19 protein-coding genes and 2 pseudogenes are annotated in these 25,879 nt (G+C 72.5%); 11 read left to right on the forward strand and 10 right to left on the reverse strand.

The genetic code is table 11. The features are described 5' to 3' along the window. Positions 1-157: 157 nt before the first annotated feature. Positions 158-511, forward strand: coding sequence for a hypothetical protein (locus tag QMF80_RS02550; RefSeq protein ID WP_283449011.1), 354 nt, complete (start codon positions 158-160; stop codon positions 509-511). 86 nt (positions 512-597) lie between these two features. Further along, positions 598-2,046 (forward strand): S28 family serine protease, encoded by a 1,449-nt coding sequence (locus QMF80_RS02555; protein WP_283449012.1) that lies wholly within the window; start codon positions 598-600, stop codon positions 2,044-2,046. Positions 2,047-2,111: 65 nt separating this feature from the next. Here QMF80_RS02555 and QMF80_RS02560 read toward each other — a convergent pair whose 3' ends face one another. Next, a complete protein-coding gene (locus QMF80_RS02560; RefSeq protein WP_283449014.1) occupies positions 2,112-3,908 on the reverse strand; it encodes a glycoside hydrolase family 3 protein in 1,797 nt (598 codons plus the stop codon). 34 nt (positions 3,909-3,942) lie between these two features. Further along, the gene (locus tag QMF80_RS02565; RefSeq protein ID WP_283449016.1) at positions 3,943-4,866 is read right to left on the reverse strand and encodes a LysR family transcriptional regulator; all 924 of its coding nucleotides are present in this window, start codon (positions 4,864-4,866) and stop codon (positions 3,943-3,945) included. 82 nt (positions 4,867-4,948) lie between these two features. Between QMF80_RS02565 and QMF80_RS02570 the strand changes: the two genes are divergently transcribed. Then, positions 4,949-5,869: an EamA family transporter gene (locus QMF80_RS02570; protein ID WP_283449018.1), complete on the forward strand. Its 921-nt coding sequence runs from the start codon at positions 4,949-4,951 to the stop codon at positions 5,867-5,869. On the opposite strand, the pseudogene QMF80_RS02575 reads toward QMF80_RS02570, so the two are convergent. Beyond that, positions 5,820-6,305: pseudogene (locus QMF80_RS02575) on the reverse strand (GNAT family N-acetyltransferase); the annotation flags it as partial. The gene QMF80_RS02570 and the pseudogene QMF80_RS02575 overlap by 50 nt on opposite strands. Before the next feature lie 149 nt (positions 6,306-6,454). Further along, a complete protein-coding gene (locus QMF80_RS02580; RefSeq protein ID WP_283449020.1) occupies positions 6,455-6,985 on the reverse strand; it encodes a DUF937 domain-containing protein in 531 nt (176 codons plus the stop codon). 254 nt (positions 6,986-7,239) lie between these two features. Here QMF80_RS02580 and recD2 point away from each other — a divergent pair, with 254 nt between their 5' ends. Together recD2 and QMF80_RS02590 are read left to right on the forward strand one after the other, a co-directional pair. Continuing rightward, complete coding sequence (recD2, locus tag QMF80_RS02585) at positions 7,240-9,483, forward strand: SF1B family DNA helicase RecD2 (protein ID WP_283449022.1); 2,244 nt, start codon at positions 7,240-7,242, stop codon at positions 9,481-9,483. A gap of 167 nt (positions 9,484-9,650) precedes the next feature. After that, positions 9,651-10,940 (forward strand): citrate synthase, encoded by a 1,290-nt coding sequence (locus QMF80_RS02590; protein WP_283449025.1) that lies wholly within the window; start codon positions 9,651-9,653, stop codon positions 10,938-10,940. Positions 10,941-11,358: 418 nt separating this feature from the next. Here the strand turns inward: QMF80_RS02590 and QMF80_RS02595 are convergent, their stop codons facing one another. Then, positions 11,359-13,638 (reverse strand): heavy metal translocating P-type ATPase, encoded by a 2,280-nt coding sequence (locus QMF80_RS02595; protein WP_283449027.1) that lies wholly within the window; start codon positions 13,636-13,638, stop codon positions 11,359-11,361. A 137-nt stretch (positions 13,639-13,775) separates the two neighbouring features. Further along, entirely contained in the window at positions 13,776-14,009 is a 234-nt protein-coding gene (locus tag QMF80_RS02600; RefSeq protein WP_283449029.1) for a heavy-metal-associated domain-containing protein, read from the reverse strand. 263 nt (positions 14,010-14,272) lie between these two features. Between QMF80_RS02600 and QMF80_RS02605 the strand changes: the two are divergent. After that, a pseudogene (locus QMF80_RS02605) lies at positions 14,273-14,444 on the forward strand (cation:proton antiporter); the annotation flags it as partial. A gap of 186 nt (positions 14,445-14,630) precedes the next feature. On the opposite strand, the gene QMF80_RS02610 reads toward QMF80_RS02605, so the two are convergent. Further along, a complete protein-coding gene (locus tag QMF80_RS02610; protein WP_283449031.1) occupies positions 14,631-15,398 on the reverse strand; it encodes a TetR/AcrR family transcriptional regulator in 768 nt (255 codons plus the stop codon). 129 nt (positions 15,399-15,527) lie between these two features. Between QMF80_RS02610 and QMF80_RS02615 the strand changes: the two genes are divergently transcribed. Next, positions 15,528-17,906, forward strand: a complete 2,379-nt coding sequence (locus QMF80_RS02615; RefSeq protein ID WP_283449033.1) for an MMPL family transporter — start codon at positions 15,528-15,530, stop codon at positions 17,904-17,906. A gap of 72 nt (positions 17,907-17,978) precedes the next feature. Here the strand turns inward: QMF80_RS02615 and QMF80_RS02620 are convergent, their stop codons facing one another. The 3 genes from QMF80_RS02620 to QMF80_RS02630 form a co-directional block, all read right to left on the reverse strand. Further along, positions 17,979-18,179 (reverse strand): helix-turn-helix transcriptional regulator, encoded by a 201-nt coding sequence (locus QMF80_RS02620; RefSeq protein WP_283449034.1) that lies wholly within the window; start codon positions 18,177-18,179, stop codon positions 17,979-17,981. Positions 18,180-18,433: 254 nt separating this feature from the next. After that, complete coding sequence (locus QMF80_RS02625) at positions 18,434-19,447, reverse strand: Gfo/Idh/MocA family protein (RefSeq protein ID WP_283449036.1); 1,014 nt, start codon at positions 19,445-19,447, stop codon at positions 18,434-18,436. Between the two features lie 43 nt (positions 19,448-19,490). Next, entirely contained in the window at positions 19,491-20,405 is a 915-nt protein-coding gene (locus QMF80_RS02630) for a sugar phosphate isomerase/epimerase family protein (RefSeq protein ID WP_283449039.1), read from the reverse strand. A gap of 100 nt (positions 20,406-20,505) precedes the next feature. On the opposite strand from QMF80_RS02630, the gene iolC reads away from it, so the two are divergent. From iolC to QMF80_RS02650, 4 genes are read left to right on the forward strand one after another with little or no spacing between them, the layout of a single operon-like run. Then, on the forward strand, positions 20,506-21,423 hold the full coding sequence (gene iolC, locus QMF80_RS02635) for a 5-dehydro-2-deoxygluconokinase (RefSeq protein ID WP_283449203.1): 918 nt from the start codon (positions 20,506-20,508) through the stop codon (positions 21,421-21,423). A 32-nt stretch (positions 21,424-21,455) separates the two neighbouring features. Continuing rightward, complete coding sequence (gene iolB / locus QMF80_RS02640; protein WP_283449205.1) at positions 21,456-22,328, forward strand: 5-deoxy-glucuronate isomerase; 873 nt, start codon at positions 21,456-21,458, stop codon at positions 22,326-22,328. Continuing rightward, positions 22,325-24,205: a 3D-(3,5/4)-trihydroxycyclohexane-1,2-dione acylhydrolase (decyclizing) gene (gene iolD, locus QMF80_RS02645; protein ID WP_283449041.1), complete on the forward strand. Its 1,881-nt coding sequence runs from the start codon at positions 22,325-22,327 to the stop codon at positions 24,203-24,205. The genes iolB and iolD overlap by 4 nt, the downstream gene beginning before the upstream one ends. Positions 24,206-24,216: 11 nt before the next feature. After that, entirely contained in the window at positions 24,217-25,716 is a 1,500-nt protein-coding gene (locus tag QMF80_RS02650) for a CoA-acylating methylmalonate-semialdehyde dehydrogenase (RefSeq protein ID WP_283449042.1), read from the forward strand. Positions 25,717-25,879 lie beyond the last annotated feature (163 nt).

The following is a 25,879-nucleotide window of genomic DNA, read 5'->3' on the forward strand; positions in this document are numbered from 1 at the left end:
TCGCAGGCCTCCTCCCGGCCCCCCGGACGGCGTTGCCGAGCGCAACCATCCGGGGGGTCCGTGCGTCGTACGGGTGCGTGCGTTGTACGTACGACCGACTGGGGGGCACGTGTTCGGGTGGTGGGGTGGAGCGGGCCGGACGGCCCGGGCTCTGGGGGTGGTTCCGGCGGGGCTGCTGCTCGCGGCCGGAGGGGTGCTGGCGGCGCCCGTGGCGGAGGCCGCCACGGGGGGCTGCGCGGGTCAGCGGACCACGACGGTGGCCTTCGCGACCGGTGAGATCCGGGTCTACAGGACGCGGACGAGCGTGTGCGCGGTGACCGTGCCGACGCGTGCGGGGACGCGTCAGGAGATGGCGGTGAGCGTGCAGCCGCGCGGCGGGGCGCCGGTCCGGGACGCGGGCCGGTTCACCCGGTTCGCCGGGCCCGTCACCGTGCCCGCGGTCAGCCGCTGCGTGTATGTAAAGGGGGATGTGGGGTCGGGATCCGGCGATTCCGGCTGGATCCTGTGCTGACAGTGAGGCCCAACGCCCCCTGTTCGATTGTGTGTTGATCCCGCTAGGTTCACCGGTACCGCAGTGAACTCAAGGGGAGGGTGAGAATGCACAAGCCGCTCAGGTGGTTGTTGGCGTGCGTGGTGCTCATCGGCACCACGGGCGCGGCCGGTGTCACGGCCCAGGCAGCCACCGCTGCCGGACCGGCCGCCGCCGGACCGACCGCCGCCACGGACATCAAGGACCAGATCCTCGCGATCCCGGGAATGAGCATCGTCGAGGAGAAGCCGTACCCCGGCTACCGGTTCTTCGTACTGAACTACGAACAGCCGGTCGACCACCGGCAGCCGTGGAAGGGCACCTTCAAGCAGCGGCTGACCCTGCTGCACAAGGACACCTCCCGCCCCACGGTGTTCTTCACCTCCGGCTACAACGTCAACACCAGCCCCCGCCGCAGCGAGCCGACGACCATCGTCGACGGCAACCAGGTGTCGCTGGAGTACCGTTTCTTCACCCCCTCCCGCCCCGACCCCGCCAACTGGTCGAACCTGGACATCTGGCAGGCCGCCAGCGACCAGCACCGCGTCTTCACCGCCCTCAAGAAGCTGTACCCCAAGAACTGGCTGGCCACGGGCGGCAGCAAGGGCGGAATGACCGCGACGTACTACGAGCGCTACTACCCGCGCGACATGGACGGGGTCGTCGCCTACGTCGCCCCCAACGACGTGGTCAACAAGGAGGACTCGGCCTACGACCGGTTCCTCTCCAAGGTCGGCACCAAGGAGTGCCGCGACAAGCTGAACGGGATCCAGCGCGAGGCCCTGCTGCGCCGTGAGCCGCTGGAGGCCACGTACGCGACGGCCGCCGCCCAGAACGGCTGGACCTTCACCACCGTCGGCAACCTCGACAAGGCCTTCGAGGCCGTCGTCCTGGACTACACCTGGTCCTTCTGGCAGTACAGCCTGCTGTCCGACTGCGCGGGCATCCCGACCGCCGCGACCGCCTCCGACCAGGAGATCTGGGACACGGTGAACACGATCTCCGGCTTCTCCGCCTACGCGGACCAGGGCCTGGAGACGTACACCCCGTACTACTACCAGGCGGGCACCCAGCTCGGTTCGCCCGACATCAAGCAGCCGCACCTGGCCGGTCTGACCCGCTACGGCTACCAGCCGCCGCGCAACTTCGTGCCCCGGGACATCCCCATGACCTTCCAGCCCGGGGTCATGGCCGACGTCGACAACTGGGTGCGGAACAACGCCCAGCACATGCTGTTCGTGTACGGCCAGAACGACCCGTGGGGCGCCGAGCCCTTCCACATCGGGTACGGGGCCCGCGACAGCTACGTGATGATCGCGCCCGGAGCCAACCACGGCGCCAACGTGGCCAAGCTCCAGGAGGGCGAGAGCAAGCTCGCCACCGCGAAGATCCTCCAGTGGGCCGGGGTGGCCCCGGCCGCCGTCCAGGCGGACCCGAACAAGGCGGCCCCGCTCGCCCGGGCCGACGCACAGCTCGACAAGCGCGACCTGGAGCGCGAGCCGCAGCTGCGGCCGTAGCGAAGGGGGCCGCGGGCCGCGGGCGGACGCCGCTCCTCAACGGGCGAACATGGCCTGACGCGGCTCTAGTACGTCAGCCCGTGGCCCAGCGGCCAGCGGCCCGGGACCGGCACCGGGAGCCGCCCCGAGGGCCGGTGCGCGCCCGCCACCACCCGGGCCGCGGCCCGCAGGTCGCCGTCGCCCCAGGAGTACGACGCCAGGGCGGCCGCGACCGGCGGCAGCCGGGCCGGGTCGTACGGATTGCGCAGCGCCAGGGTCACCACCCGGGCGCCCGCCGCGACCAGGTCCCGGACCAGGTCGTACTGGGTGCTCGCGCCCTGGGGCACGTTGTAGGTGCACACCAGCACCACGTCGTGGTCCGGCGCGGCGGCCACCGCGCGGGCGGGCGGCAGCGCGGCCGCGGTGAAGCCCAGCGCGCCCAGCTCGCGCGCGAGCACGGCCGTCGGCGGACCGGTGGTCCCGGTGGGGGAGTCCGGGTCGGCCCCGGTGACCAGCAGCTTCGGGTAGCGCACCGGATCCAGCGGCAGCAGCCCCTGGGTGTTGGCCAGCAGGGTCGTCGTACCGGCCGCGACCTCCTCGGCCGCGGACAGGTGCTCCGGGGTGCCGACCGTCGCCGCCACCCGCTCGGGCGCCACCAGGGGGTCCCCGAACAGGCCGCGCCGGGACTTGAGTTCCAGGATCCGCAGGACCGATTCGTCCACGCGCGCCCCGGTCAGTTCGCCGGAGCGGACGGCGGCCAGCACACTGCGGTACGCGAGCCCCAGGTCCGGCGGGTTGAGCAGCTGGTCGCAGCCCGCCTTGAGGGCGAGGACCGGCACCCGGTCGTCCCCGTACTTCTGCCGGACCCCGGCCATCCCCAGCGAATCGGTGATGACCACCCCCGCGAAGCCGAGGCGTTGGCGCAGGATGCCCGTGACGATGGGGTGCGAGAGGGTCGCCGGGTCCCCGGCGGGATCCAGCGCCGCGAAGACGATGTGCGCGGTCATCACCGCGTCCACGCCCGCCTCGACGGCCGCCCGGAACGGCGGCTCGTCCAGCTCCTCCCACTCCGCGCGGGTGTGCCGCATCACCGGCAGCCCCACGTGGCTGTCGGTGTCGGTGTCGCCGTGTCCGGGGAAGTGCTTGACGGTGGCCGCCACCCCCGCGCCCTGATAGCCGCGTACCTGGGCCGCGACCAGCTCCGCGACCGCCCGCGGGTCGGCGCCGAAGGACCGTACGCCGATCACCGGATTGGCCGGGTTGACGTTCACGTCGGCGACCGGGGCGTAGTCCTGGCGGATGCCCAGCGCGGCCAGTTCGGCCCCGGAGATCCGCGCGGCGCGCAGGGCGTCCTCCGCGTCTGCGGCCGCGCCCAGCGCCATCGCCCCCGGCAGCAGGGTCACGGGCTTGCCGATCCGGGTGACCGCCCCGTGCTCCTGGTCGGTGGAGAGCAGCAGCGGGATCCCGGCGCCGGAGTCCCGGGCGGCCCGCTGGAGGGCGTTGGACAGCTCGGCGACCTGGCGGGGGTGGCGGATGTTGCCCGCCCAGCCGAAGTAGATGACCCCGCCCAGGTGGTAACGGGCGATCAGCTCCGCGGCGCTGCGCACGCCCAGCTCGGCCTGGAAGGTGTCCGCGTCGGCCGGATCGGGGCCGGTCGCCACGTGCCCGTACACCCGGCTCACGAAGAGCTGCCCGACCTTCTCCTCCAGGCTCATCCGGGCGAGCGCCCGCCGCGCCTCCTCCCCGGCGACGGGCCCGCTCCCCGGGCCGTACGGGGGTCCGGTGGCCCGGCGGGGCAGCGCGGAGGCGGTGGCTCCGGCGGCCGTCACGGCGGCCACGGCGGCGGCGGACAGCAGGGAGCGGCGAGACGCTTGGTACGGCACCCGGGCACGCTAGCGCCGCCCGGCCCCGCCGTCCCTAAGGACACTCGCCGGGTCCCCCGGACGTGGTCGCCCAGTGCTCCTGGAGGGTCCGGACGGCCTCGGTGATCGCGGGCCTGCGGGTGGCCCCGGTGCGCCACAGGGCGTACAGCTTGCGCACCGGAATCGGGTCGAGGGGGACGGTCACCGCCCCCGGCGGCAGCGCGCCGGTGCCCAGCCTGGGCACCACCGCGATGCCCAGGCCCGCCGCGACCAGGGCGACCAGGGTGTGGTTCTCCTCGGCGACGTGCGCGATGTCCGGTTCGAAACCCACGGCGCGCAGGGTCCGTACGAGCCAGTCGTGGCAGACCCGGCCGGGCGGCTGGCACACCCAACGCTGCCCGCCGAGGTCCTCGCGGCGTACCCGCGCACGGGTGGTGAAGGGGTGTCCCGCGGGCACCACCAGGTCGCAAGGGTCGTCACCGATCACCGCCTGTTCGACCCCCTCGGGCGTCGGCAGCGGGGCGATGTCCCAGTCGTGCGCCACGGCCAGATCGGTGACGCCGCGGGTGACCAGGTCCACCGAGAGGTGCGGGTCGACCTCGGTCAGCCGGACGTCCAGGGCCGGGTGCCGGGCGCCGAGTTCGGCCAGTACCCCGGGCAGCAGCCCGCGCGCGGCACTGGCGAAGGCCGCCACCCGCAGCAGCCCGCTGGGCTGCCCGCGCCGCTCCTCCAGGGTGGTCTCGGCCCGCTCCATGATCGCCAGCAACTCCTGTGCGGTAGCGGCGAGATGGCGGGCCTCCTCGGTGAGCGCGACCCCGCGGCCGCGGCGCTCCAGGAGGGTGGCGCGGGTCTCCCGCTCCAGCTTGGCGATCTGCTGGGAGACGGCGGAGGGGGTGTAGCCGAGGGCGGCCGCTGCGCCCGCGATCGAGCCGTGGACGGAGACGGCGTGCAGGGCGCGCAGCCGGGACAGGTCGAGCATGGGTGAAGCGTAAGCGTTGCTTCATTCAACGGGGAAGAGATCCGTGCTGGTGCTACATGATCGGAGGGCTGATGCTCGGAGGATGCGTCCCGTACACACCGCCCTCGCCGTCCTCGTGGCCGCCGTCTGGGGCTTCAACTTCGTCGTCATCGAGATCGGGCTCGGCCACTTCCCGCCGCTGCTCCTGTCCGCCCTGCGCTTCCTGGTCGCGGCCCTGCCCGCGGTGTTCTTCGTCGGGCGGCCCAAGGTCGCCTGGAAATGGATCCTCGGGGTCGGACTGGCCCTGGGCGTAGCCAAGTTCGGGCTGCTCTTCACCGGCATGGCCGCCGGGATGCCCGCCGGGCTGTCCTCGCTGGTGCTCCAGGTGCAGGCGGTCTTCACGGCGCTGATCGCGGCCGTGGTGCTGCGCGAGCGGCCCGGGCGGGTGCGGCTGGCCGGGATGGGCGTCGCCCTCGTGGGGATCGCCGTCGCGGCCGTCGACCGCGGTACCTCGGCGCCGGTGACCGGCTTCCTGCTGGTGGTCGCGGCCGCCGTCTGCTGGGGCGTGTCCAACGTGCTGACCCGCAAGGCCGCCCCGCCCGACGCGCTCAACTTCATGGTGTGGGTGTGCGCGGTGCCGGTGCTGCCCCTGTTCGGGCTCTCGCTGCTGGTGGAGGGGCCCGAGCGGGACCTGGCCGCGCTGCGGGCCCTGGACTGGTCCGGGGCGGCCGTCATCGGCTACGTCGCCTGGGTGTCCACCGTCTTCGGCTTCGGGGCCTGGGGCTACCTGCTGCGCCGCTACCCGGCCTCGTCGGTGGCGCCGTTCTCGCTGCTGGTGCCGGTCTTCGGCATGTCCTCGGCCGCGCTGGTGCTGGGCGAGGCGGTCACCCCGCTGCGCTGGGTCGCCGCCGCGCTGCTGGTCGGCGGCGTCGCGGCCACCTCGCTGACCCCGCCGCGCGGCGCCCGTACGCCGCTCAGTGCGGCGAGCCCTCCTGGAGCGGCAGCCGCCAGTCCTGTCCGGTGAGGGCGACTCCGTACGAGCGGTGCGGGCGCTCGGCGACCAGGGTGAACCCGGCGCGCTGGTAGAGGGAACGCGCGGCCGTCAGTATGTCGTTGGTCCACAGCACCAGCTCGCGGTAGCCGACCGAACGGGCGAAGCCGATCACCTCGTCCACCAGCTGCGCGCCGATGCCGTGGCCGCGGCCCGCCGGGTCCACGAGCAGCAGCCGGAGCCGGGCGGTGCCGGGCGCGGCATCGCGTACGCACATCACGGAGCCCACCGGGGCGCCGTCCAGCTCGGCGATCCAGACGCGTTCGAGGTAGGGGTCGTGGTCCTGGGCGAAATCCGCCACGATCCGCGCGACCAGGCCCTCGAACTCGCTGTTCCAGCCGAACTCGGCGGCGTAGAGGGCGCCGTGCCGCTGCACGATCCAGCCCAGATCGCCGGGTTCGGGGCGGCGGAAGCGTACCTGCGCGCCGGGCGTGTCCATGGGATCCGAGGATACGGCGCGGTGCGGAGCCGGGGAACGGGGGTTCCCGGCTCCGCGCTGCGCCGTACGGGTGAGGGCGGGCGGGGGCGGTGCGCCGGTGGGGCGGGCAGGCGGTGGCGCTACCTCTTGCCGCCGCCGAGGATCTGGCCCAGCAGGTCGCCGAGGCCGCCGCCGGGGGAGGGGGCCGCGCCCGGGGCGGGGGTGCCCGGGGCCTGGGGGGCGCCCGCCCCGCCCTTGCCCGCGGCCGCGCGCTTGGCGAAGACGGCCAGCAGGACCGGGATCAGCAGCTCGATGACCCGGCTGACGGTGGGGGCGGGGATGCCGGTCTTCTTGGAGACCGCCGCGGCGACCGGCCTGCTCACCTTGGCCAGCACCCCGGCCATCAGGCCGCCGCCCAGCAGGCCGCCGCCGAGGGTGGCCACGCCCTGGAGCGGCGGCTCGGTCACCTCGGCGACGGCCTGGCGGACCTCGACGCCGTCGTCGTCGTCCGTGTCGGCCTTCTGCTGGAGGTCGCCGGTCATCGCGCCGACGGTGGTGGTGATCGTGTCGCGCGCGCCCGAGGCGTCGGTACCCAGCAGACCCGCGATCTCGGTCAGCCTGTCGTCGCCCAGCTCGCTGAGCACGTCGTCCTGGAAAGAAGGTTCGCTCATGCCTGAAACGCTACGTCTGCGGCGATTTGGCGGCACCTCGGGTAACGGATGGATAAAGCCTCGGATCTCTGTGCAACCGTCCGTACGCATCGCGGGTCGTATGGTGCGTCGGTACTTCCGGGAGGGGATCTGGGGGGATCGGGAAGTCCGATGTGGGAGGGGTAACCGTGAGGGGGTCCGGCCGAGAGGCCGGACCCCCTTTCGTTTTCCACAGGTCCGCACAGGCTGTCGGCGGCTGCCGCTAGCGTTGCGCCATGGGGACGGACAGTGCGGTGGGCACGGCGGTGATCGAGGGGGTCCTCGAACGCATCACGTACGCCAATGAGGAGAGCGGCTACACGGTCGCCCGCGTGGACACCGGGCGCGGCGGCGGCGACCTCCTCACGGTGGTCGGTTCGCTGCTCGGGGCCCAACCCGGCGAATCCCTGCGGATGGAGGGCCGTTGGGGATCCCACCCGCAATTCGGCAAGCAGTTCACCGTGGAGAACTACTCCACCGTGCTCCCCGCCACCATCCAGGGCATCCGCCGCTACCTCGGCTCCGGCCTGATCAAGGGCATCGGCCCGAAGATCGCCGACCGGATCGTCGAGCACTTCGGCGTGAGCACCCTGGACGTGATCGAGGACGAGCCGAAGCGGCTGGTCGAGGTTCCCGGGCTCGGGCCCAAGCGGACGAAGATGATCGGCGCCGCCTGGGAGGAGCAGAAGGCCATCAAGGAGGTCATGATCTTCCTCCAGGGCGTCGGGGTCTCCACCTCCATCGCGGTCCGCATCTACAAGAAGTACGCCGACGCCTCCATCTCGGTGGTCCGCAACCAGCCCTACCGGCTCGCCGCCGACGTGTGGGGCATCGGGTTCCTGACCGCGGACAAGATTGCCCAGTCCGTCGGCATCCCGCACGACAGCCCCGAACGGGTGAAGGCCGGGCTCCAGTACGCCCTTTCCCAGTCCACCGACCAGGGCCACTGCTTCCTGCCCGAGGACCGGCTGATCGCCGAGGGGGTCAAGCTGCTCCAGGTGGACACCGGCCTGGTCATCGACTGCCTGGCCGAACTCGCCGCGGACCCCGAGGGGGTCGTCCGCGAGCCGGTGCCCGACCCGCAGGGCGGCCCGCCGCTGACCGCGGTCTACCTGGTGCCCTTCCACCGGGCCGAACTCTCCCTGGTCGGCCAGCTGCGGCGGCTGCTCCAGACCGAGGAGGACCGGATGCCCGCCTTCCGGGACGTCGACTGGGAGAAGGCGCTGGGCTGGCTGGCCGGGAAGACGGGAGCCACCCTCGCGCCCGAGCAGCGGGACGCGGTGAAACTGGCGCTCACCCGTCGGGTCGCGGTGCTCACGGGCGGGCCCGGCTGCGGGAAGTCCTTCACCGTGCGCTCGATCGTGGAGCTGGCCCGGGCCAAGAAGGCCAAGGTGGTGCTCGCCGCGCCCACCGGGCGGGCCGCCAAGCGGCTCGCGGAGCTGACGGGGGCCGACGCCTCCACCGTGCACCGGCTGCTGGAGCTGAAGCCGGGCGGGGACGCGGCGTACGACCGGGAGCGGCCGCTGGACGCGGACCTGGTGGTGGTCGACGAGGCCTCGATGCTGGACCTGCTGCTGGCCAACAAACTGGTCAAGGCCGTGGCGCCGGGGGCCCATCTGCTGCTGGTGGGCGATGTGGACCAGCTGCCGTCGGTCGGCGCGGGCGAGGTGCTGCGGGACCTGCTGGCCGAGGGCGGGCCGGTGCCCGCCGTACGGCTCACCCGGATCTTCCGGCAGGCCCAGCAGTCGGGGGTGGTCACCAACGCCCACCGCATCAACACCGGACTGCCGCCGATCACCGAGGGGCTGCCCGACTTCTTCCTCTTCGCCGAGGAGGACACCGAGGAGGCGGGGCGGCTCACCGTGGACGTGGCGGCCCGCCGGATCCCGGCCCGGTTCGGCCTCGATCCGCGCCGCGACATCCAGGTACTGGCGCCCATGCACCGGGGCCCGGCGGGCGCCGGGACGCTCAACGGGCTGCTCCAGCAGGCGATCACCCCCGCCCGGCCGCAGCTGCCGGAGAAGCGCTTCGGCGGGCGGGTGTTCCGCGTGGGTGACAAGGTGACCCAGATCAGGAACAACTATGACAAGGGTGCCAACGGCGTCTTCAACGGGACGGTCGGCGTGGTCACGGGCCTGGACCTCGACGAACAGCGGCTGACCGTCCGGACCGACGAGGACGAGGAGGTGGCGTACGAGTTCTCCGAGTTGGACGAGCTGGTCCACGCGTACGCCGTCACCATCCACCGCTCCCAGGGGAGTGAATATCCCGCGGTCGTGATCCCGGTCACGACCGGGGCTTGGATGATGCTCCAGCGCAACCTGCTCTACACGGCTGTGACGAGGGCGAAGAAGCTCGTGGTGCTGGTGGGCTCCCGCAAGGCCCTTGCCCAGGCGGTCCGCACGGTTTCCGCAGGCCGGAGGTACACGGCGGTCGCGGCTAGGCTGTCCGGCCGCATACCGGTGGGAAACATCACCTAGGGTTTCGGCAACTGGCCCAGAGGGGGCAGGATGGGAAGGTTGGCGGCACTGAGTGCCGCCAAAAGCACCAAACGCCGACCCCGAGTGCACTCTCCTGCGCCAAATGGGGGAAGGTAGAGGCAGTCAGGGCACCTCGAAGAAGAGGCACTACGTCGGTGAGGGATGACGTGAGCGACAACTCTGTAGTACTCCGGTACGCGGACGGTGAATACACCTACCCGGTGGTCGAGAGCACCGTCGGTGACCAGGGCTTCGATATTTCGAAGCTGCGGGCCCAGACCGGGCTCGTCACCTTGGACAGTGGCTACGGCAACACCGCCGCCTACAAGTCTGCGATTACCTACCTCGACGGCGAGCAGGGAATCCTGCGTTACCGCGGTTACCCGATCGAGCAGCTGGCCGAACGTTCGACCTTCATCGAGGTCGCGTACCTGCTGATCAACGGTGAGCTGCCGACCGTCGACCAGCTCGCGTCGTTCCGCAACGAGATCACCCAGCACACGCTGCTGCACGAGGACGTGAAGCGCTTCTACGACGGCTTCCCCCGTGACGCGCATCCGATGGCGATGCTGTCCTCCGTGGTCAGCGCGTTGTCGACGTTCTATCAGGACAGCCACAACCCGTTCGACGACAAGCAGCGCCACCTCTCGACGATCCGGTTGCTCGCCAAGCTGCCGACCATCGCGGCCTACGCGTACAAGAAGTCGGTCGGCCACCCGGTCGTCTACCCGCGCAACGACCTCGGCTACGTCGAGAACTTCCTGCGCATGACGTTCTCCGTGCCGGCCCAGGAGTACGACCTGGACCCGGTCGTCGTCTCGGCGCTCGACAAGCTGCTCATCCTGCACGCGGACCACGAGCAGAACTGTTCGACCTCCACCGTGCGTCTGGTCGGCTCCTCGCAGGCGAACATGTTCGCCTCGATCTCCGCGGGCATCAGCGCGCTGTGGGGCCCGCTGCACGGTGGCGCCAACCAGTCCGTTCTGGAGATGCTCGAAGGCATCAAGAACGACGGCGGCGACGTCGACGCCTTCATCCGCAAGGTGAAGAACAAGGAAGACGGCGTCCGCCTGATGGGCTTCGGACACCGCGTCTACAAGAGCTTCGACCCCCGGGCGAAGATCATCAAGGCCGCGGCGCACGATGTCCTCTCGGCGCTCGGCAAGAGCGACGAGCTGCTCGACATCGCGCTCAAGCTGGAAGAGCACGCGCTGGCCGACGACTACTTCGTCTCGCGCAACCTCTACCCGAACGTGGACTTCTACACCGGTCTCATCTACCGGGCCATGGGCTTCCCGACCGAGATGTTCACCGTGCTCTTCGCGATCGGCCGCCTTCCCGGCTGGATCGCCCAGTGGCACGAGATGATCAAGGAGCCGGGATCCCGCATCGGGCGCCCGCGCCAGATCTACACCGGCGAGGTCCTGCGCGACTTCGTCCCGGTCGAGGCCCGCTGACCTTCGCTCAGCCCGTTCGCCGACGCGCCCGCCGACCCCGGTCGGTCCGCCCGCGGCAGCGAAAAGCGCCCCGCCGTCGATCCCCCCACGGGTCGACGGTCGGGGCGCTTTCCTTTCCCCGGTACGGATTCCCCCCACGGGACCCGAGCCGAGGCGTCGGTGAGGAGCGTGCTGGACGCTCCAACGGGGGTGTCCGCCGGGACCCGTTCGGATCGGGAGGGCCGCTCAAGGCTTCCCGCGGGCACGTGTCCCGGCCGGCCGATGCCTGCGGACGTCCCCCAAGACCTCCGTGAACGTCCCCCAAGACGTTCCTGGCACCGCCCCATTAGACCCGCGTCACCACCGGATGGTTACGTTGGAATCACTGTGATCTGCGTCTCCTGTGAAGGAGTTGTGTGCACGGTGGGGAGACGGACCGTTAACGGAAGGAACGCAGCCGCAGGCTGTTGCTCACCACGAAAACGGAGGAGAACGCCATCGCGGCCCCCGCGATCATCGGGTTGAGCAGCCCGGCCGCCGCCAGCGGCAGCGCCGCCACGTTGTAGCCGAACGCCCAGAACAGGTTGCCCTTGATGATGGCCAGGGTGCGCCGGGAGAGCCGGATCGCGTCCGCCGCCACCCGCAGGTCGCCCCGCACGAGGGTCAGGTCGCCGGCCTCGATGGCCGCGTCCGTGCCCGTGCCCATCGCCAGCCCGAGGTCCGCCTGGGCCAGCGCCGCCGCGTCGTTGACCCCGTCGCCGACCATGGCGACCGTACGGCCCTGCGCCTGCAAGCGGCGTACGACGTCCACCTTGTCCTGCGGGAGCACCTCGGCGATCACCTCGTCGATGCCCACCGCGCGGGCCACCGACTCGGCCACGGCCTTGTTGTCCCCGGTCAGCAGGACCGGGGTCAGGCCCAGTGCCCGCAGCCGGGTCACCGCCTCGGCGCTGGTCTCCTTGACCGCGTCGGCGACGGTGAGCACCCCGCGCGCCGCGCCGTCCCAGGCCACCAACACCGCTGTACTGCCCGCGGCTTCGGCGGTGGCCTTGGCCCGCGCGAGGTCCTCGGGCAGGGCGATCGACCAGTCGGCCAGCAGCTGTTCGCGGCCCACCAGGACGGCGTGGCCGTCCACCACGCCCTGGACACCGAGCCCGGCGAGGTTGCGGAAGTCCTCCGGGACCGGCAGCGAGCCCGCGCGCTCGGCGGCTCCGGTGGCGATGGCCCGGGCGATCGGATGCTCGGAGGCGTGCTCCAGGGACCCGGCCAGGCGCAGCAGTTCGCGTGCGTCGGTGCCCTCGGCGGGGTGGACCCCGGCCAGGGTCATCCGGCCGGTGGTGACCGTACCGGTCTTGTCCAGGACGACGGTGTCCACGCGCCGGGTGGACTCCAGTACCTCGGGGCCCTTGATCAGGATGCCGAGCTGCGCGCCCCGCCCCGTGCCCACCAGCAGGGCGGTCGGCGTGGCCAGCCCGAGGGCGCAGGGGCAGGCGATGATCAGGACGGCCACGGCGGCGGCGAACGCGGCGGTGGGGTCGTCGGTGATCAGCAGCCAGGTCACCCAGGTGCCGAGCGCGAGCAGCAGCACGATGGGCACGAAGATCCCGGAGATGCGGTCGGCCAGTCGCTGGACCTGGGCCTTTCCGTTCTGCGCCTGTTCGACCAGCTGGGCCATCCGGGCGAGCTGGGTGTCGGCGCCGACCCGGGTGGCCTCGATGGCCAGCCGCCCGGAGGTGTTGACGGTGGCCCCGGTGACGGAGTCGCCGACGCCCACCTCGACCGGGACGGATTCGCCGGTCAGCATCGAGGCGTCCACGGCGGAGCTGCCCTCGACGACCGTGCCGTCGGTGGCGATCTTCTCGCCGGGGCGTACGACGAACCGGTCGCCGACTGCCAGGGCGCTCACCGGGATCCGGACCTCGGCGCCGCCGCGCAGCACGGTGACGTCCTTGGCGCCCAGGTGCAGCAGGGCCTTGAGGGCCGCGCCCGCCTTCCGCTTGGAGCGGGCCTCCAGGTAGCGGCCGAGCAGGATGAACCCGACGACCCCGGCGGCGACTTCGAGGTAGATGGAGGAGGCGCCGTCCGTGCGGGAGGCCGTGAACTCGAACCCGTGCCGCATGCCGGGCATTCCGGCGTGGCCGAAGAACAGGGCCCACAGGGACCAGGCGAAGGCCGCCCCGGTGCCGACCGAGACCAGGGTGTCCATGGTGGCGGCGCCGTGCTTGGCGTTGGTCCAGGCGGCCCGGTGGAAGGGGAGGGCGCCCCAGACGACGACGGGGGCGGCCAGGGTGAGCGAGAGCCACTGCCAGTTGTCGAACTGGAGGGCCGGCACCATCGCGAGCAGGACGACGGGCAGGGCGAGGGCGACGGAGACCCGCAGCCGCTGGCGCAGCGCCGCGAGCTCGGGGTCCGCCTCGGCGGCCGTTCCGGCATCCGCCGCCGCTCGCGCCGCTTGCGCCGCGGGCTCGGGGGCCGGTGGCGGGGGCTCCTCGGCGGTGTACCCGGTCTTGACGACGGTGGCGATCAGGTCGGCGACCCGGACGTCGGGGGTGTGGGACACCCTCGCCTTCTCGGTGGCGTAGTTCACCGTGGCGGTGACGCCGTCCATCCGGTTCAGCTTCTTCTCGATGCGGGCCGCGCAGGAGGCGCAGGTCATTCCGCCGATCGTCAGCTCGACCTCGGCCGCTATCGGTCCGTCGTGCACGGTACTGCTGGTCATGTCCGGCTCCAGGGGGATGGCCGGGTCCGTACGGAACCAGTATGAGCTGGACGGTACGGCCCGGCGAAGTGCTGCGGAGGAGGAGGGGTCTGCCGGTGCGCCCGGGGGCCCGGGCCGGAGCCCGGGCCCCCGGAGGCTCAGGCCCGGCCCGCGTACGCGTATCCGGCCTCGTCCACGGCCGCGCGGACGTCGTCCTCGGTGAGCGGCGCGGCGGAGACGACGGTGACCTCGCCGGTGGCCGCGACGGCCTTGACCGAACTGACGCCCGGGAGCGCGGTCAGCTCGGAGGTCACGGCGCCTTCGCAGTGGCCGCAGGTCATGCCGGTCACCCGGTAGACGGTGGTGGTCTGGGTGTCCGTCTCGGCGCTCATGTCGTTCTCCTCATCGGGGGCGTTCGTGGTGGCAGGGAGGCGGTGGATCGCTCCACCCTCGTGCCTACTGCTCCAGACTATACCCCTAGGGGGTATGGAAGCGAGCCTCGACGCTCGCGGTGACCGGTGGACAGGGCGCGTTCACCATAGGTAAATGACTGGTATGTCCGCTTCGGGAAGTCTGACGCTGATCCTGATCATGTCGATCGCGGCGGTGTCCCCCTGCTCGCGCACGGCGGCGGCTTCGGCAAGGCGTCTACGCCGGCACCGCGCTGACCAGCACGGCGCTCGGCACGGTCCTGCCGGTGCTGCGTGATTCCGGTGATCCGCGGGGCCGGTTCGGGTCCGTGGTGATGGCGATCGGCTCGATCGGCGAGTTCGGCCCGGTCAACGCGATGGCCCTGTTGCTCAGCGGCCGGGCGCCGGGGCGCTCCGCGGCCCAGTTCGACCTGAAGGCCCTGCTCGGGGGCGGGTGGGCGCTGCTCCTGCTGCCCGTGTTCCTCCTGCTGTTCCCGCTGCTGGCGCTGCGCGTGCGCTCGCGCGGGGCGGGGGTGGCGGGGGCGCCCGCGGTCGGGGCGCCGGAAGGGGCGGGAGGCGACGCGCGGGACGCTCGGGCGCGGTTCAGTGAACGGGAGTCGTGGTGACCATCGGCTCCAGGTAGCGCAGGAGCACGGTCTTCAGCTCGGCGACGTACGCCGCCCGCTCCGCGCCCTCGGTGGCGAGGACCAGGTCCAGGGACGACTTGAAGATGCCCAGCAGCATGTGGGAGACGTGGGTCAGCTGCTCGGGGTCGGCCTGCGGCGTGAGGCAGAGCAGTAGGTCCTCGACCCGGGTCAGCAGGCTGGTGTGCAGTTCCTCGTGCTCCTGGGTGATGCCGGGGACGCCGGAGCCGTGCATCAGGGCCCAGAAGGCGGGGTTCTCGCAGTTGAAGGCGATGACCGGGTCGAGGACCGCGTCGAGCAGCTCGGGCAGCGGCCTGCTCAGGTTCTCCGGGAGGAAGGCCTGGCCGTGCGTCTCGTGGGCGCGCTTGAGGAGTTCGCCGCCCAGCTCGACCGCGATGGCCTCCTTGTTCGGGAAGAACTGGTAGAGCGTGCCCGGGGACACGCCGGCCTCGCGCGCGATGGCGTTGGTGCTGGCCGCGGCGTACCCGGTGCGGCAGAAGACGCCCGCCGCGGCGGCCAGGAGCTGGGCGATGCGGCGTTCGCCGCGGGCCTGGCGGCGGCGCGGGGCGGCCTCGGGGGCGGCTGCGGCCGCGGTCTCCGGCGTGGTCGCGGGGGCGGGGGCGGCTGCGGTCTCCGGCGTGGCCTCCGGCGCGGGTTTCCGGGCGGTCGGCTGCGTGGCCTTCCGCGTCGCCTGCTCCAGTGCGGAGGTTTCGGGCTTTTCGGGCACTCCTCGCCCCTTCCTTCCCACGGGTGATTGACAAACGCGAGTGGGCGCTCGCATTCTGTGGGAACGCGAGCGACTGCTCGTGTTTGCCAGTCTACGTTCTGGCAATCACGGTGAAGGGGACACCGCGACATGTCCGAAGTCAAGAAATCGCCAGGCCGGGGGCGCGTGCCGGGGCCGGAATCGAGACCCGGGGCGGAGCCGGGGGCGCGGGCGCTCGGCGGCTGGACCCGGTTCGTCACCGCCCGGCCGAGGCTCTCGCTGCTGGTGGCCCTGGTCCTCACCGCCCTCGCCGTCGTCGCGGGCAGCGGCGTGGCCGACCGGATGGGCAGCGGGGGATGGCAGGACCCGGACGCCGGGTCCACCTATGCCGCCAAGGCGCTGCAACGCGAGTTCCCGGGCTCCCAGCCCAATCTGCTGCTGCTCCTGGACGCCGGGACGGCCGGGGTCGACGATCCGGCCGTCGCCGCCGAGGCCCGGCGGCTGACCGCGCGGCTCACCGCCGAGCCGGGGATCACCGGAGTGGGCTCGTACTGGCAGGGCGCACCGCCCGCGCTGCGCTCCGAGGACGGCCACCAGGCACTGATCGCCGCCCGGGTCGAGGGCGACGAGAAGACCACCGCCGAGGTGCTCGACCGGATCGCCCCCGGACTGCGCGGGGCGCACGGGCCGGTGACGGTCTCGCTCGGCGGCCCGGTGGCCGTGCAGCGGGAAGTCACCAGCACCATCCAGGAGGACCTGCTGTGGGCCGAGCTGATCGCCCTGCCGGTGACCCTGGTGCTGCTCGTGCTGGTCTTCGGCAGCGCGGTGGCGGCCGTACTCCCGCTCGGCGTCGGGATCGTGGCCATCCTCGGTACCAACGCGGTCCTGCGCGGGCTCACCGAGATCACCGACGTCTCGGTCTTCGCCCAGAACCTCACCACGGCCCTGGGTCTCGGACTCGCCATCGACTACGCCCTGTTCATCGTGCGGCGCTTCCGTGAGGAACTCGCGGCCGGACGTGCGCCCAGGGACGCGGTGGGGGCCACCCTGCGCACCGCGGGGCGTACGGTGCTGTTCTCGGCGCTCACGGTCGCGGTGTCGCTCTCGGCGATGATGTTCTTCCCGATGTACTTCCTGCGCTCCTTCGCCTATGCCGGGGTCGCGGTGGTGCTGCTGGCGGCGGGGGCGGCGCTGATCCTGCTGCCCGCGTCGCTCGTCCTGCTGGGGGAGCGGGTCAACTCCTTGGATCTGCGGGCGCTGTGGCGGCTCCGCCGCGGCTCCGCCGCCGCCGGCTCCGGGGGTGCTGGTGGCGCGGGCGAAGGCGAAGGCGGCGGGCGGGGCTGGGCTCGGGGTGCGGCGCTCGTGATGCGGCGGGCGCCGGTCTTCGCGGTGCTCACCGCCGCCGGGCTGCTGCTGCTCGGACTGCCCTTCCTCGGGGTGAAGTTCGGCACCGTCGACGACCGGCAGCTGCCGGTCACCGCCGAATCGCATGTGGTGCAGCAGCACATCCGGGACGGGTTCCCGGGCAGCCCCGCCGCGCGGCTGATCGTGCTGGCCGAGGGCCCGGCCACCGAGTCCGCCTACACCGAGTACCGGGGCAGGCTGAGCGGGCTGCCCGGGGTGGTCCGGGTCGAGGGGCCGGTCGGCTCGGGCCCGGGCGGGGCGCCGGGGGCGTACGCCTACTTCTCCGTGGTCGGCGAGGGCGAGGCCGTGAGCCAGCGGGCGCAGGACCTGGTCGGCGAGGTGCGCCGGGTGGACGCGGGCTTCAAGACCTCGGTCACCGGGGAAGCGGCGGTCCTGGTCGACGCGCGGCACGCGATAGGGAAGGGACTGCCGTGGGCCCTGGCCCTGGTCGTGCTGGCCACGCTGCTGCTGGTGTTCCTGCTCACCGGGAGCGTGCTGATACCGGTGCAGGCGGTCCTGCTCAACGCGTTGAGCCTGACCGCGATGTTCGGGGCCGTGGTGTGGGTCTTCCAGGACGGCAACCTCTCGGGGCTGCTCTCCTTCACCTCCACCGGTGACATCGAGACCACCCTGCCGGTGCTCATGTTCTCCATAGCCTTCGGACTCTCCATGGACTACGGGGTGTTCCTCATATCCCGGATCAAGGAGGAGTACGACCGCACCGGGGACCATGAGGGCGCCGTGCGGACCGGGCTGGCCCGCACGGGCGGGCTGATCACCGCGGCGGCCGTGATCCTGGCGGTGGTGATGGTGGCCATCGGCACCTCCCGGGTGACCAATACCAAAATGCTGGGGCTCGGGATCGCGCTGGCGGTGCTGATGGACGCGATGGTGGTCCGCAGCCTGCTGGTTCCGGCGGTCATGAAGCTGACCGGCCGGGCCACCTGGTGGGCGCCGGGGCCGCTGCGCCGACTGCACGAGCGGTTCGGGCTGAGCGAGGGCGGGGAGGCCGCCCCGCAGCCCGGGCGAACCCCCGGACCGGCCGGAGCGGAGGACCCCGGCGTGGGGGAGCCCGGGAGGGAGCCGGGGGTGGAGGACCCGGGCCGGGTGCCGGTCAGCACCTAGTACCTGGCACCGGGCGCCGGGCGGAGGGTGGTGGGCCGGGGTGGTGGCGAGCCCCGGCCCGGGAGCGGGGGGTCAGTCGTCGCGGCGGCCCCGGTTGCCGGGGCGGCGGGCGACCCAGGCGCGGATCGTGTCGGCGTACCAGTAGGGCTTGCCGACCTCGACGTGGTCGGGCGGGGGGAGCAGTCCGTGCTTGCGGTAGGAGCGCACGGTGTCCGGCTGGACCTGGATGTGAGCGGCGATCTCCTTGTACGACCACAGCTTCCGGTCGGTCATCTGGGGCACCTCCTTGTCCACACCGCGGGGGCGGCCGGGAGGCCGTCGGGGGAGCCTGAGTGCGGACACTGACGATCACTCAAGGTTGTGCCCGGAGAACGACGGTGGGTGAAGGCAGGGGAGGGGCTGTCGAACGCCTGTGACGGAAGACCCGCGTAATGCGGACATGCGTGACATGACGCCGACCCCCGTGACACAAGTGGCACAGGGGCCGGAGGGGAGAAAGGGCGTGTCGTGCGGCGCGTCGGCGCCGGTCAGCGGTAGAGAGGAGGCCGCTGCGGCATCAGGTCCACCAGGGTCCGCGCCCCGGTGCGGGCGGCGGTGAGGCCCGCTTCGGAGACCGCCGCGGCCGCGTAGCCGTCCCACGCGTCGGGCCCCTCGACCTGGCCCCGGGCCGCCGCGGCCACCCAGCCGCGCAGCTGGCGGTCGTACGCGTCGGTGAAGCGCACGGTGAAGTCCTGGTCGATCTCCCCGCCCCAGCGGCCCGCGGACCGCACCACCATCGCGTGGCCGTCACCGATCCGGGCGCTGCCCGATTCGCCCACCGCCTCGCACTGCACCTGGTAGCCGAAGCCGCAGTTGACGAAGATCTCCACGTCCACGACCACCCCGCCCGAGGTCTCCAGCAGCACCAGCCGGGGATCGCGCACTCCTTCGGGGGCGGCGGCCGTCGGCGTCGGGGACAGTACGGTGACGGCCGTGATCTCCTGGCGCAGCAGCCAGCGGGCCGCGTCCACCTCGTGCACCACCGAGTCGGTGATCAGCATGTCGCTGGTGAAGAAGGAGGGCGAGGAGACGTTGCGGTGGCGGCAGTGCAGGAAGAGGGGGCGCCCGATGCCCCCGGTGTCCAGCAGCTCCTTCAGGCGTTCGTACTCGGCGTCGTAGCGCCGCATGAATCCGACCTGCACCCTGCGGCGGCCGAGCCGCTGTTCCGCCTCCATGATGCGCATCGCGCCCGCCGCGTCCGGGGTCAGCGGCTTCTCGCAGAGCACCGGAAGGTTCCGCTCCAGGGCGTACAACACGGCTTCCTCGTGGGCGGCCCCCGGGGAGGCGACCAGGACCGCGTCCACCCCGGGGGCGGCCATCGCGGCCGCCGGGTCCGTGTGGGCGCTCGCGCCCTCCAGGCCGGCCGCGACCTCCTTGACCCGGTCCCCGTCGGGATCGGCCACGGCCACCACCCGGGCCCCGCCCACGGTCCGCCCGATCCTGCGGACGTGGTCGCTGCCCATCTTCCCGGTGCCGATGACGGCGATGCCGAGCGTGCTCATGCGGTACCTCTTCTTCCAGGGGCCGGGGACCAGCCGTAATGGGTCAGCGGGCGCCGCAGGAGCGCAGATGGGCACGGGTGCGCCGGGCGATCGGCAGCGGCCGTTCCGGGGGACAGGGGTACATGTCCTGCTCCACGATGGCGAAGAGGTCCACCCCGAGCCGCTGGGCGGCCGCCAGTACGGGCTCCAGCGCCGGCACCCCGGCGGGCGGCTCGCACATCACCCCGCGCGCCACCGCCGGACCGAAGGGCAGATGTTCCGCGAGTACGTCGGCGAGGATCCGGGGATCGACCTGCTTGAGGTGGAGGTAGCCGATCCGCTCCCCGAAGGTCTCGATCAGCTCGACGCTGTCGCCGCCGCAGTAGGCGTAGTGCCCCGTGTCCAGGCACAGGGAGACCGCGTCGGGGTCGGTGGCGTCCAGGAACCGCGCCACGTTCTCCGGGGTGTCGATGTGGGTGTCGGCGTGCGGGTGGACCACGATCCGCAGCCCGTAGCGCTCGCGCACCTCGCGGCCCAGCCGTTCGGTCTGCCGGGCGAGTTCGCGCCATTGCCCGGCGTCGAGGCCGCGGTCCTCCAGCACCGCCCCCGTCTTGTCGTCCCGCCAGAAGGAGGGGATGACCACCAGGTGCTCCGCGCCCATCGCCCGCGTCAGCGCCGCGATCCGCGACACGTGCTCCCAGGTCTGCTCCCACACGGCCGGTCCGTGATGGAGTCCGGTGAAGACGGTCCCCGCCGACACCTTCAGTCCGCGCCGCGCGGTCTCCTCGGCGAGCCGCGCGGGATCAGTGGGCAGATAGCCGTACGGGCCGAGTTCGATCCACTCGTACCCGGCCTCCGCGACCTCGTCGAGGAAGCGCGGCCAGCCGGTCTGCCGGGGGTCCTCGGGGAACCACACCCCCCAGGAATCCGGAGCCGAACCGATACGGATACGGGTCAACGCGGGCGGGGAGGACGTCATGACGCCAGCTTAGGGTGCGAGGCTCAGGGGGACAGGCAAGAGAGCCGGGACGAAGCGAGGAGGACCGCTTGTGACCACCGACCCGTTCGACCTGATCACGATGGGCCGGATCGGGGTGGACCTCTACCCCTTGAGAACCGGCGTACGGCTGGCCGAGGCCGACACCTTCGGCAAGTTCCTCGGCGGCTCCCCCACCAACGTCGCGGTCGCCGCCGCCCGGCTCGGCAGGCGCACCGCCGTGATCACCCGCACCGGGGCGGACCCCTTCGGCGCGTACCTGCGCCAGGAACTGCGCGGCTTCGGCGTGGACGACCGCTGGGTCACCGAGGTCGCCGCCTACCCGACCCCCCTCACCTTCTGCGAGATCTTCCCGCCCGACGACTTCCCCCTCTACTTCTACCGGCAGCCCAAGGCGCCCGACCTGGAGATCCACCCGGGTGAACTCGACCTCGAAGCGGTGCTCGCGGCCCGGGTGTTCTGGATGACCGGAACCGGGCTGAGCGCCGAACCCAGCCGCAGCGCGACGCTGGCCGCGCTGGCCGCCCGGGGAAAGTCCGGGACCACCGTCTTCGACCTGGACTGGCGGCCGACGCTGTGGTCCTCGGAGCCGGAGCCCTGGTACGAGCGGGCGCTGGCCCACGCGACGGTGGCCGTCGGCAACGCCGAGGAGTGCGCGATCGCGACGGGCGAGAGCGAACCGCGGGCGGCGGCCCGGGCGCTGCTGGCCGCCGGAGTGGAACTCGCCGTCGTCAAACGCGGCCCGGAGGGGGTCCTGGCCGTCCACCGCGACGGCCGGTCCGTGGAGGCGGCCCCGGTGAAGGTGGACGTGGTGAACGGATTGGGCGCCGGAGACGCCTTCGGGGGAGCGCTGTGCCACGGGCTGCTCGGCGGGTGGGAGCTGGAGCGGATCGTGCGGTTCGCGAACGCGGCGGGAGCCATCGTGGCCTCCCGGCTGGCCTGTTCCACGGCGATGCCGCGCCCTGACGAGGTGGAGGAGGTGCTGGAGTCGTGGCGGTGACGGTGACGACAGCGGTGACCGGATCGTGGGCGATGGCCCGTACGGCGCTGCGGGTGCTGACGCTGGAGCCGGGGGAGACCTACCGGCTGGAGACCGGGGACCACGAGTGGATCGTGCTGCCCCTGGCGGGCGGGTGCGAGGTCCGCTGCCGGGCGCCGGTCCGTACGCCCTCCGGGGGCGGCTCACCCGCCGACGGGTCCGGGACCGCCGCGGACCCCGCGGTGTTCGAACTGCGCGGCCGAGCCGACGTGTTCAGCGCCGTCAGCGACTTCGTGTACGTCCCGCGGGACGCGAGCGTCGCGATCGCCTCGGCCCGGGGCGGCCGGTTCGCGCTCGCCGGGGCCCTGGCCACCCGCGGACTGCCCCCGCGCTACGGGCCCGCCCCGGACGTGCCCGTCGAGCTGCGCGGGGCGGGCAGCTGCTCCCGGCAGGTCAACAACTTCGCCGCCGCCGGAGTCTTCGACTGCGACCGGCTGATCGCCGTCGAGGTGCTCACCCCCGGCGGGAACTGGTCCTCGTACCCGCCCCACAAGCACGACGAGCACCACCCCGGCGAGGAATCCGAGCTGGAGGAGATCTACTACTACGAGATCGCCCCGCACGCGGACGTTCCCGGCATCGGCTACCAGCGTGTCAGCCCGTCCCCGGCCGGGAAGACCGACATCCTCACCGAGGTGAGGACCGGTGACGCGGTGCTGATCCCCGACGGCTGGCACGGGCCGTCGATCGCCGCGCCCGGCCACGACATGTACTACCTCAATGTGATGGCGGGGCCCGGGGAGACCCGGGAATGGCTGATCCGGGACCACCCCGACCACGGGTGGATCCGGGACACCTGGCCCGGCCAGGGAGTCGACCCCCGGCTGCCCTTCACCACACCCGAGCGGACGGAGGAGGCCCGGTGAGCGGTACCCGGCACCTCACCGTCGCGCAGGCCCTCGTCGCCTTCCTCGCCCGCCAGTTCACCGAGCGCGACGGCCACCGCCACCGGCTGATCGCCGCGACCTGGGGGATCTTCGGGCACGGCAACGTCGCCGGGATCGGGCAGGCGCTGCTGGAGAGCGGCCCGGAAGCGATGCCGTTCATCCAGGGCCGCAACGAACAGGCCATGGTGCACGCCGCCGTCGGCTACGCCCGCCACAGCGACCGGCTCTCCGCGCACGCCGTCACCACCTCCATCGGACCCGGCGCCACCAACCTCGTCACCGGGGCGGCCCTCGCCACCATCAACCGGATCCCGGTGCTCCTGCTCCCCGGGGACACCTTCGCCACCCGGCCCGCCGACCCGGTGCTCCAGCAGCTCGAAGTGCCCTACGCCGGGGACCTGTCCGTCAACGACGCCCTGCGCCCCGTCTCCCGCTACTTCGACCGGATCACCCGCCCCGAGGCGCTGGTCCCGGCCGCCCTCCAGGCCATGCGCGTCCTGACGGACCCGGTGGGGACCGGCGCGGTCACCCTCGCGCTGCCGCAGGACGTGCAGGCCGAGGCGTGGGACTGGCCCGAGGAGTTCTTCGCCGACCGCGTGTGGACCGTACGCCGTCCACGCCCCGACCGCGCCGAGCTGGCGGCGGCCGCCGCGGCGGTACGGTCGGCCGCGCGCCCCCTGATCATCGCGGGCGGCGGCATCCGCTACAGCGGGGCCGAGGCCGCCCTGGCCGCCCTGGCCGAGGCCACCGGGATCCCGGTGGCGCTCACCCAGTCCGGGAAGGGCGCCCTCCCGTACGACCACCCCGCCGAGGTCGGCGGGGTCGGCCACACCGGCACCGACACCGCCGCCGAGCTGGCCCGGGGCGCCGACCTGGTCATCGCGGCCGGGACCCGGCTGACCGACTTCACCACCGCCTCCGCGACCCTCTTCCAGGACCCGGGGGTGCGCTTCGTCGGGCTCAACCTCGACCCGTACGACGCCCACAAGCTGGCCGCCCGCACCCTGGTCGGCGACGCCCGCGAGAGCCTGGACGAGCTGCGCGAGGCCCTGGCGGGCCACCGGGCGGACCCGGAGTACATCGCGCGCTACACCCGCGCGAAGGAGCGCTGGGAGGCGCGCGTGGACCGGGCGTACGCCGCCCCCGACGAGGGGGCCGTACCCACCCAGGCCCAGGTGCTCGGCGTACTCGACTCCCTGGTCACCGGGGAGGACGTCCTCGTCAACGCGGCCGGTTCGCTCCCCGGCGACCTGCACAAGCTGTGGCGGGCCCGCTCGCCGCGCCAGTACCACGTGGAGTACGGCTACTCCTGCATGGGCTACGAGATCCCGGCCGCGATCGGAGTGGCCCTCGCCGCGCCCGGGCGCCCGGTGTGGGCGCTGGTCGGCGACGGGACGTACCTGATGAACCCCACCGAAATCGCCACCGCCGTCCAGGAGCGGATCCCGCTGCGGCTGGTCATCCTGGACAACCACGGGTACGCGTCCATCGGCGGCCTGTCGGGGGCCGTGGGCGGCGAGGGCTTCGCCACCGCCTACCGCTTCCGGGCAGTGGACAGTTCGTACAGCGGGGAGCCGCTCCCCCTGGACCTCGCGGCCAACGCGGCCTCCCTCGGGATGACCGTGTACCGCGCCCGCACCATCGGTGACCTGCGGGAAGCCCTGGCCGCGGCCCGCGCGGCGGACCGTCCCACATGTGTCTACGTGGAGACCCGAACGCCCGACACTGTGTCGGGGCCACCCCCTGCGGCGGCGTGGTGGGATGTTCCTGTGGCCGAGACCGCGACCCGTGCGTCGGCGGCCGGAGCCCGTGAAGAGTACGACCGGCAAGCCGCGCAGCGACGTCGCCATCTGTGAAGGAGCAAGGCATGAAGACCGTCAACCACTGGATCGGTGGCAAGACCGTCGAGGGCGCGTCGGGCAACTACGGCCCGGTCACCGACCCGGCGACCGGCGAGGTCACCACGCAGGTCGCCCTCGCCTCGGCCGCCGAGGTCGACGCGGCCGTACAGGTGGCCAAGGAGGCGTACCTGAGCTGGGGGCAGTCCTCGCTGGCCGCCCGCACCAAGGTGCTGTTCGCCTACCGCGCCCTCCTCGACGCCAACCGCGACGCGATCGCCGAGCTGATCGTCGCCGAGCACGGCAAGGTGCACTCGGACGCGCTGGGCGAGGTCGCCCGCGGTCTGGAGATCGTCGAGCTGGCCTGCGGCATCACCACCCAGCTCAAGGGTGAGCTGTCGACCTCCGTGTCGAACCGGGTGGACGTCTCCTCGATCCGCCAGCCGATCGGCGTCGTCGCGGGCATCACCCCCTTCAACTTCCCGGCGATGGTCCCGATGTGGATGTTCCCGCTGGCCGTGGCCTGCGGAAACTCCTTCATCCTCAAGCCGAGCGAGAAGGACCCGTCGGCCTCCACGCTGCTGGCGCAGCTGGCGAGCGAGGCCGGCCTGCCGGCGGGCGTGCTGAACGTGGTCCACGGCGACAAGGTGGCGGTGGACGCCCTCCTGGCCCACCCCGACATCGCGGCGGTTTCCTTCGTCGGCTCCACCCCGATCGCCCGCCACATCCACACCACCGCCTCCGCCAACGGCAAGCGCGTGCAGGCCCTCGGCGGCGCCAAGAACCACATGCTGGTCCTCCCGGACGCCGACCTCGACGCGGCCGCCGACGCGGCGGTCTCGGCGGCGTACGGCTCGGCCGGTGAGCGCTGCATGGCGATCTCCGCGGTCGTCGCGGTCGGCGCCATCGCCGACGAGCTGGTCGAGAAGATCCGCGAGCGCGCCGAGAAGATCAAGATCGGTCCCGGCAACGACCCGACCTCCGAGATGGGCCCGCTGATCACCGCGGTCCACCGCGACAAGGTCGCCTCGTACGTCACCGGCGCGGCCGCCCAGGGCGCCGACGTGGTCCTCGACGGCACCGGCTACACGGTGGAGGGCAACGAGAACGGCCACTGGATCGGCCTGTCCCTGCTCGACCACGTCTCCACCGACTCGGACGCCTACCGCGACGAGATCTTCGGCCCGGTGCTGTGCGTGCTGCGCACCGAGACGTACGACGAGGGCGTGGCCCTCATCAACGCCTCGCCGTTCGGCAACGGCACCGCGATCTTCACCCGCGACGGCGGCGCGGCCCGCCGCTTCCAGCTGGAGGTCCAGGCGGGCATGGTCGGCGTGAATGTGCCGATCCCGGTCCCCGTCGGCTACCACTCCTTCGGTGGCTGGAAGGACTCGCTCTTCGGCGACCTCCACGTCTACGGCAACGACGGCATCCAGTTCTACACCCGCGGCAAGGTCGTCACCACCCGCTGGCCGGACCCCTCCGAAGCCCCCTCGGGCGTAGACCTCGGCTTCCCGACGTCTCGATAATGCCTGACGCCTGACCGGCGCCCCAAACACAGGAACCCTCGGCCAACCTCACCGGCCGGGGGTTTCTGCTGTTCCGGCCCCCTTGACCGCACCGATCCCTGAGAGTGAGGTGGTGCAACCAGGCGCAACGCGCTCGACAGGGAGGGACACCAAGGCCTTACGG

The organism is Streptomyces sp. G-G2, from assembly GCF_030063135.1.
Classification (GTDB): Bacteria; Actinomycetota; Actinomycetes; order Streptomycetales; family Streptomycetaceae; genus Streptomyces.

What these genes read in the sequence shown, in the direction of transcription:
- QMF80_RS02555 (WP_283449012.1), top strand. Translation starts at nt 598, where the DNA reads ATGCACAAGCCGCTCAGGTGGTTGTTGGCGTGCGTGGTGCTCATCGGC.
- QMF80_RS02565 (WP_283449016.1), bottom strand. Translation starts at nt 4,866, where the DNA reads ATGCTCGACCTGTCCCGGCTGCGCGCCCTGCACGCCGTCTCCGTCCAC.
- QMF80_RS02570 (WP_283449018.1), top strand. Translation starts at nt 4,949, where the DNA reads ATGCGTCCCGTACACACCGCCCTCGCCGTCCTCGTGGCCGCCGTCTGG.
- QMF80_RS02580 (WP_283449020.1), bottom strand. Translation starts at nt 6,985, where the DNA reads ATGAGCGAACCTTCTTTCCAGGACGACGTGCTCAGCGAGCTGGGCGAC.
- recD2 (WP_283449022.1), top strand. Translation starts at nt 7,240, where the DNA reads ATGGGGACGGACAGTGCGGTGGGCACGGCGGTGATCGAGGGGGTCCTC.
- QMF80_RS02595 (WP_283449027.1), bottom strand. Translation starts at nt 13,638, where the DNA reads ATGACCAGCAGTACCGTGCACGACGGACCGATAGCGGCCGAGGTCGAG.
- QMF80_RS02600 (WP_283449029.1), bottom strand. Translation starts at nt 14,009, where the DNA reads ATGAGCGCCGAGACGGACACCCAGACCACCACCGTCTACCGGGTGACC.
- QMF80_RS02615 (WP_283449033.1), top strand. Translation starts at nt 15,528, where the DNA reads ATGTCCGAAGTCAAGAAATCGCCAGGCCGGGGGCGCGTGCCGGGGCCG.
- QMF80_RS02620 (WP_283449034.1), bottom strand. Translation starts at nt 18,179, where the DNA reads ATGACCGACCGGAAGCTGTGGTCGTACAAGGAGATCGCCGCTCACATC.
- QMF80_RS02625 (WP_283449036.1), bottom strand. Translation starts at nt 19,447, where the DNA reads ATGAGCACGCTCGGCATCGCCGTCATCGGCACCGGGAAGATGGGCAGC.
- QMF80_RS02630 (WP_283449039.1), bottom strand. Translation starts at nt 20,405, where the DNA reads ATGACGTCCTCCCCGCCCGCGTTGACCCGTATCCGTATCGGTTCGGCT.
- iolC (WP_283449203.1), top strand. Translation starts at nt 20,506, where the DNA reads ATGGGCCGGATCGGGGTGGACCTCTACCCCTTGAGAACCGGCGTACGG.
- iolB (WP_283449205.1), top strand. Translation starts at nt 21,456, where the DNA reads ATGGCCCGTACGGCGCTGCGGGTGCTGACGCTGGAGCCGGGGGAGACC.
- QMF80_RS02650 (WP_283449042.1), top strand. Translation starts at nt 24,217, where the DNA reads ATGAAGACCGTCAACCACTGGATCGGTGGCAAGACCGTCGAGGGCGCG.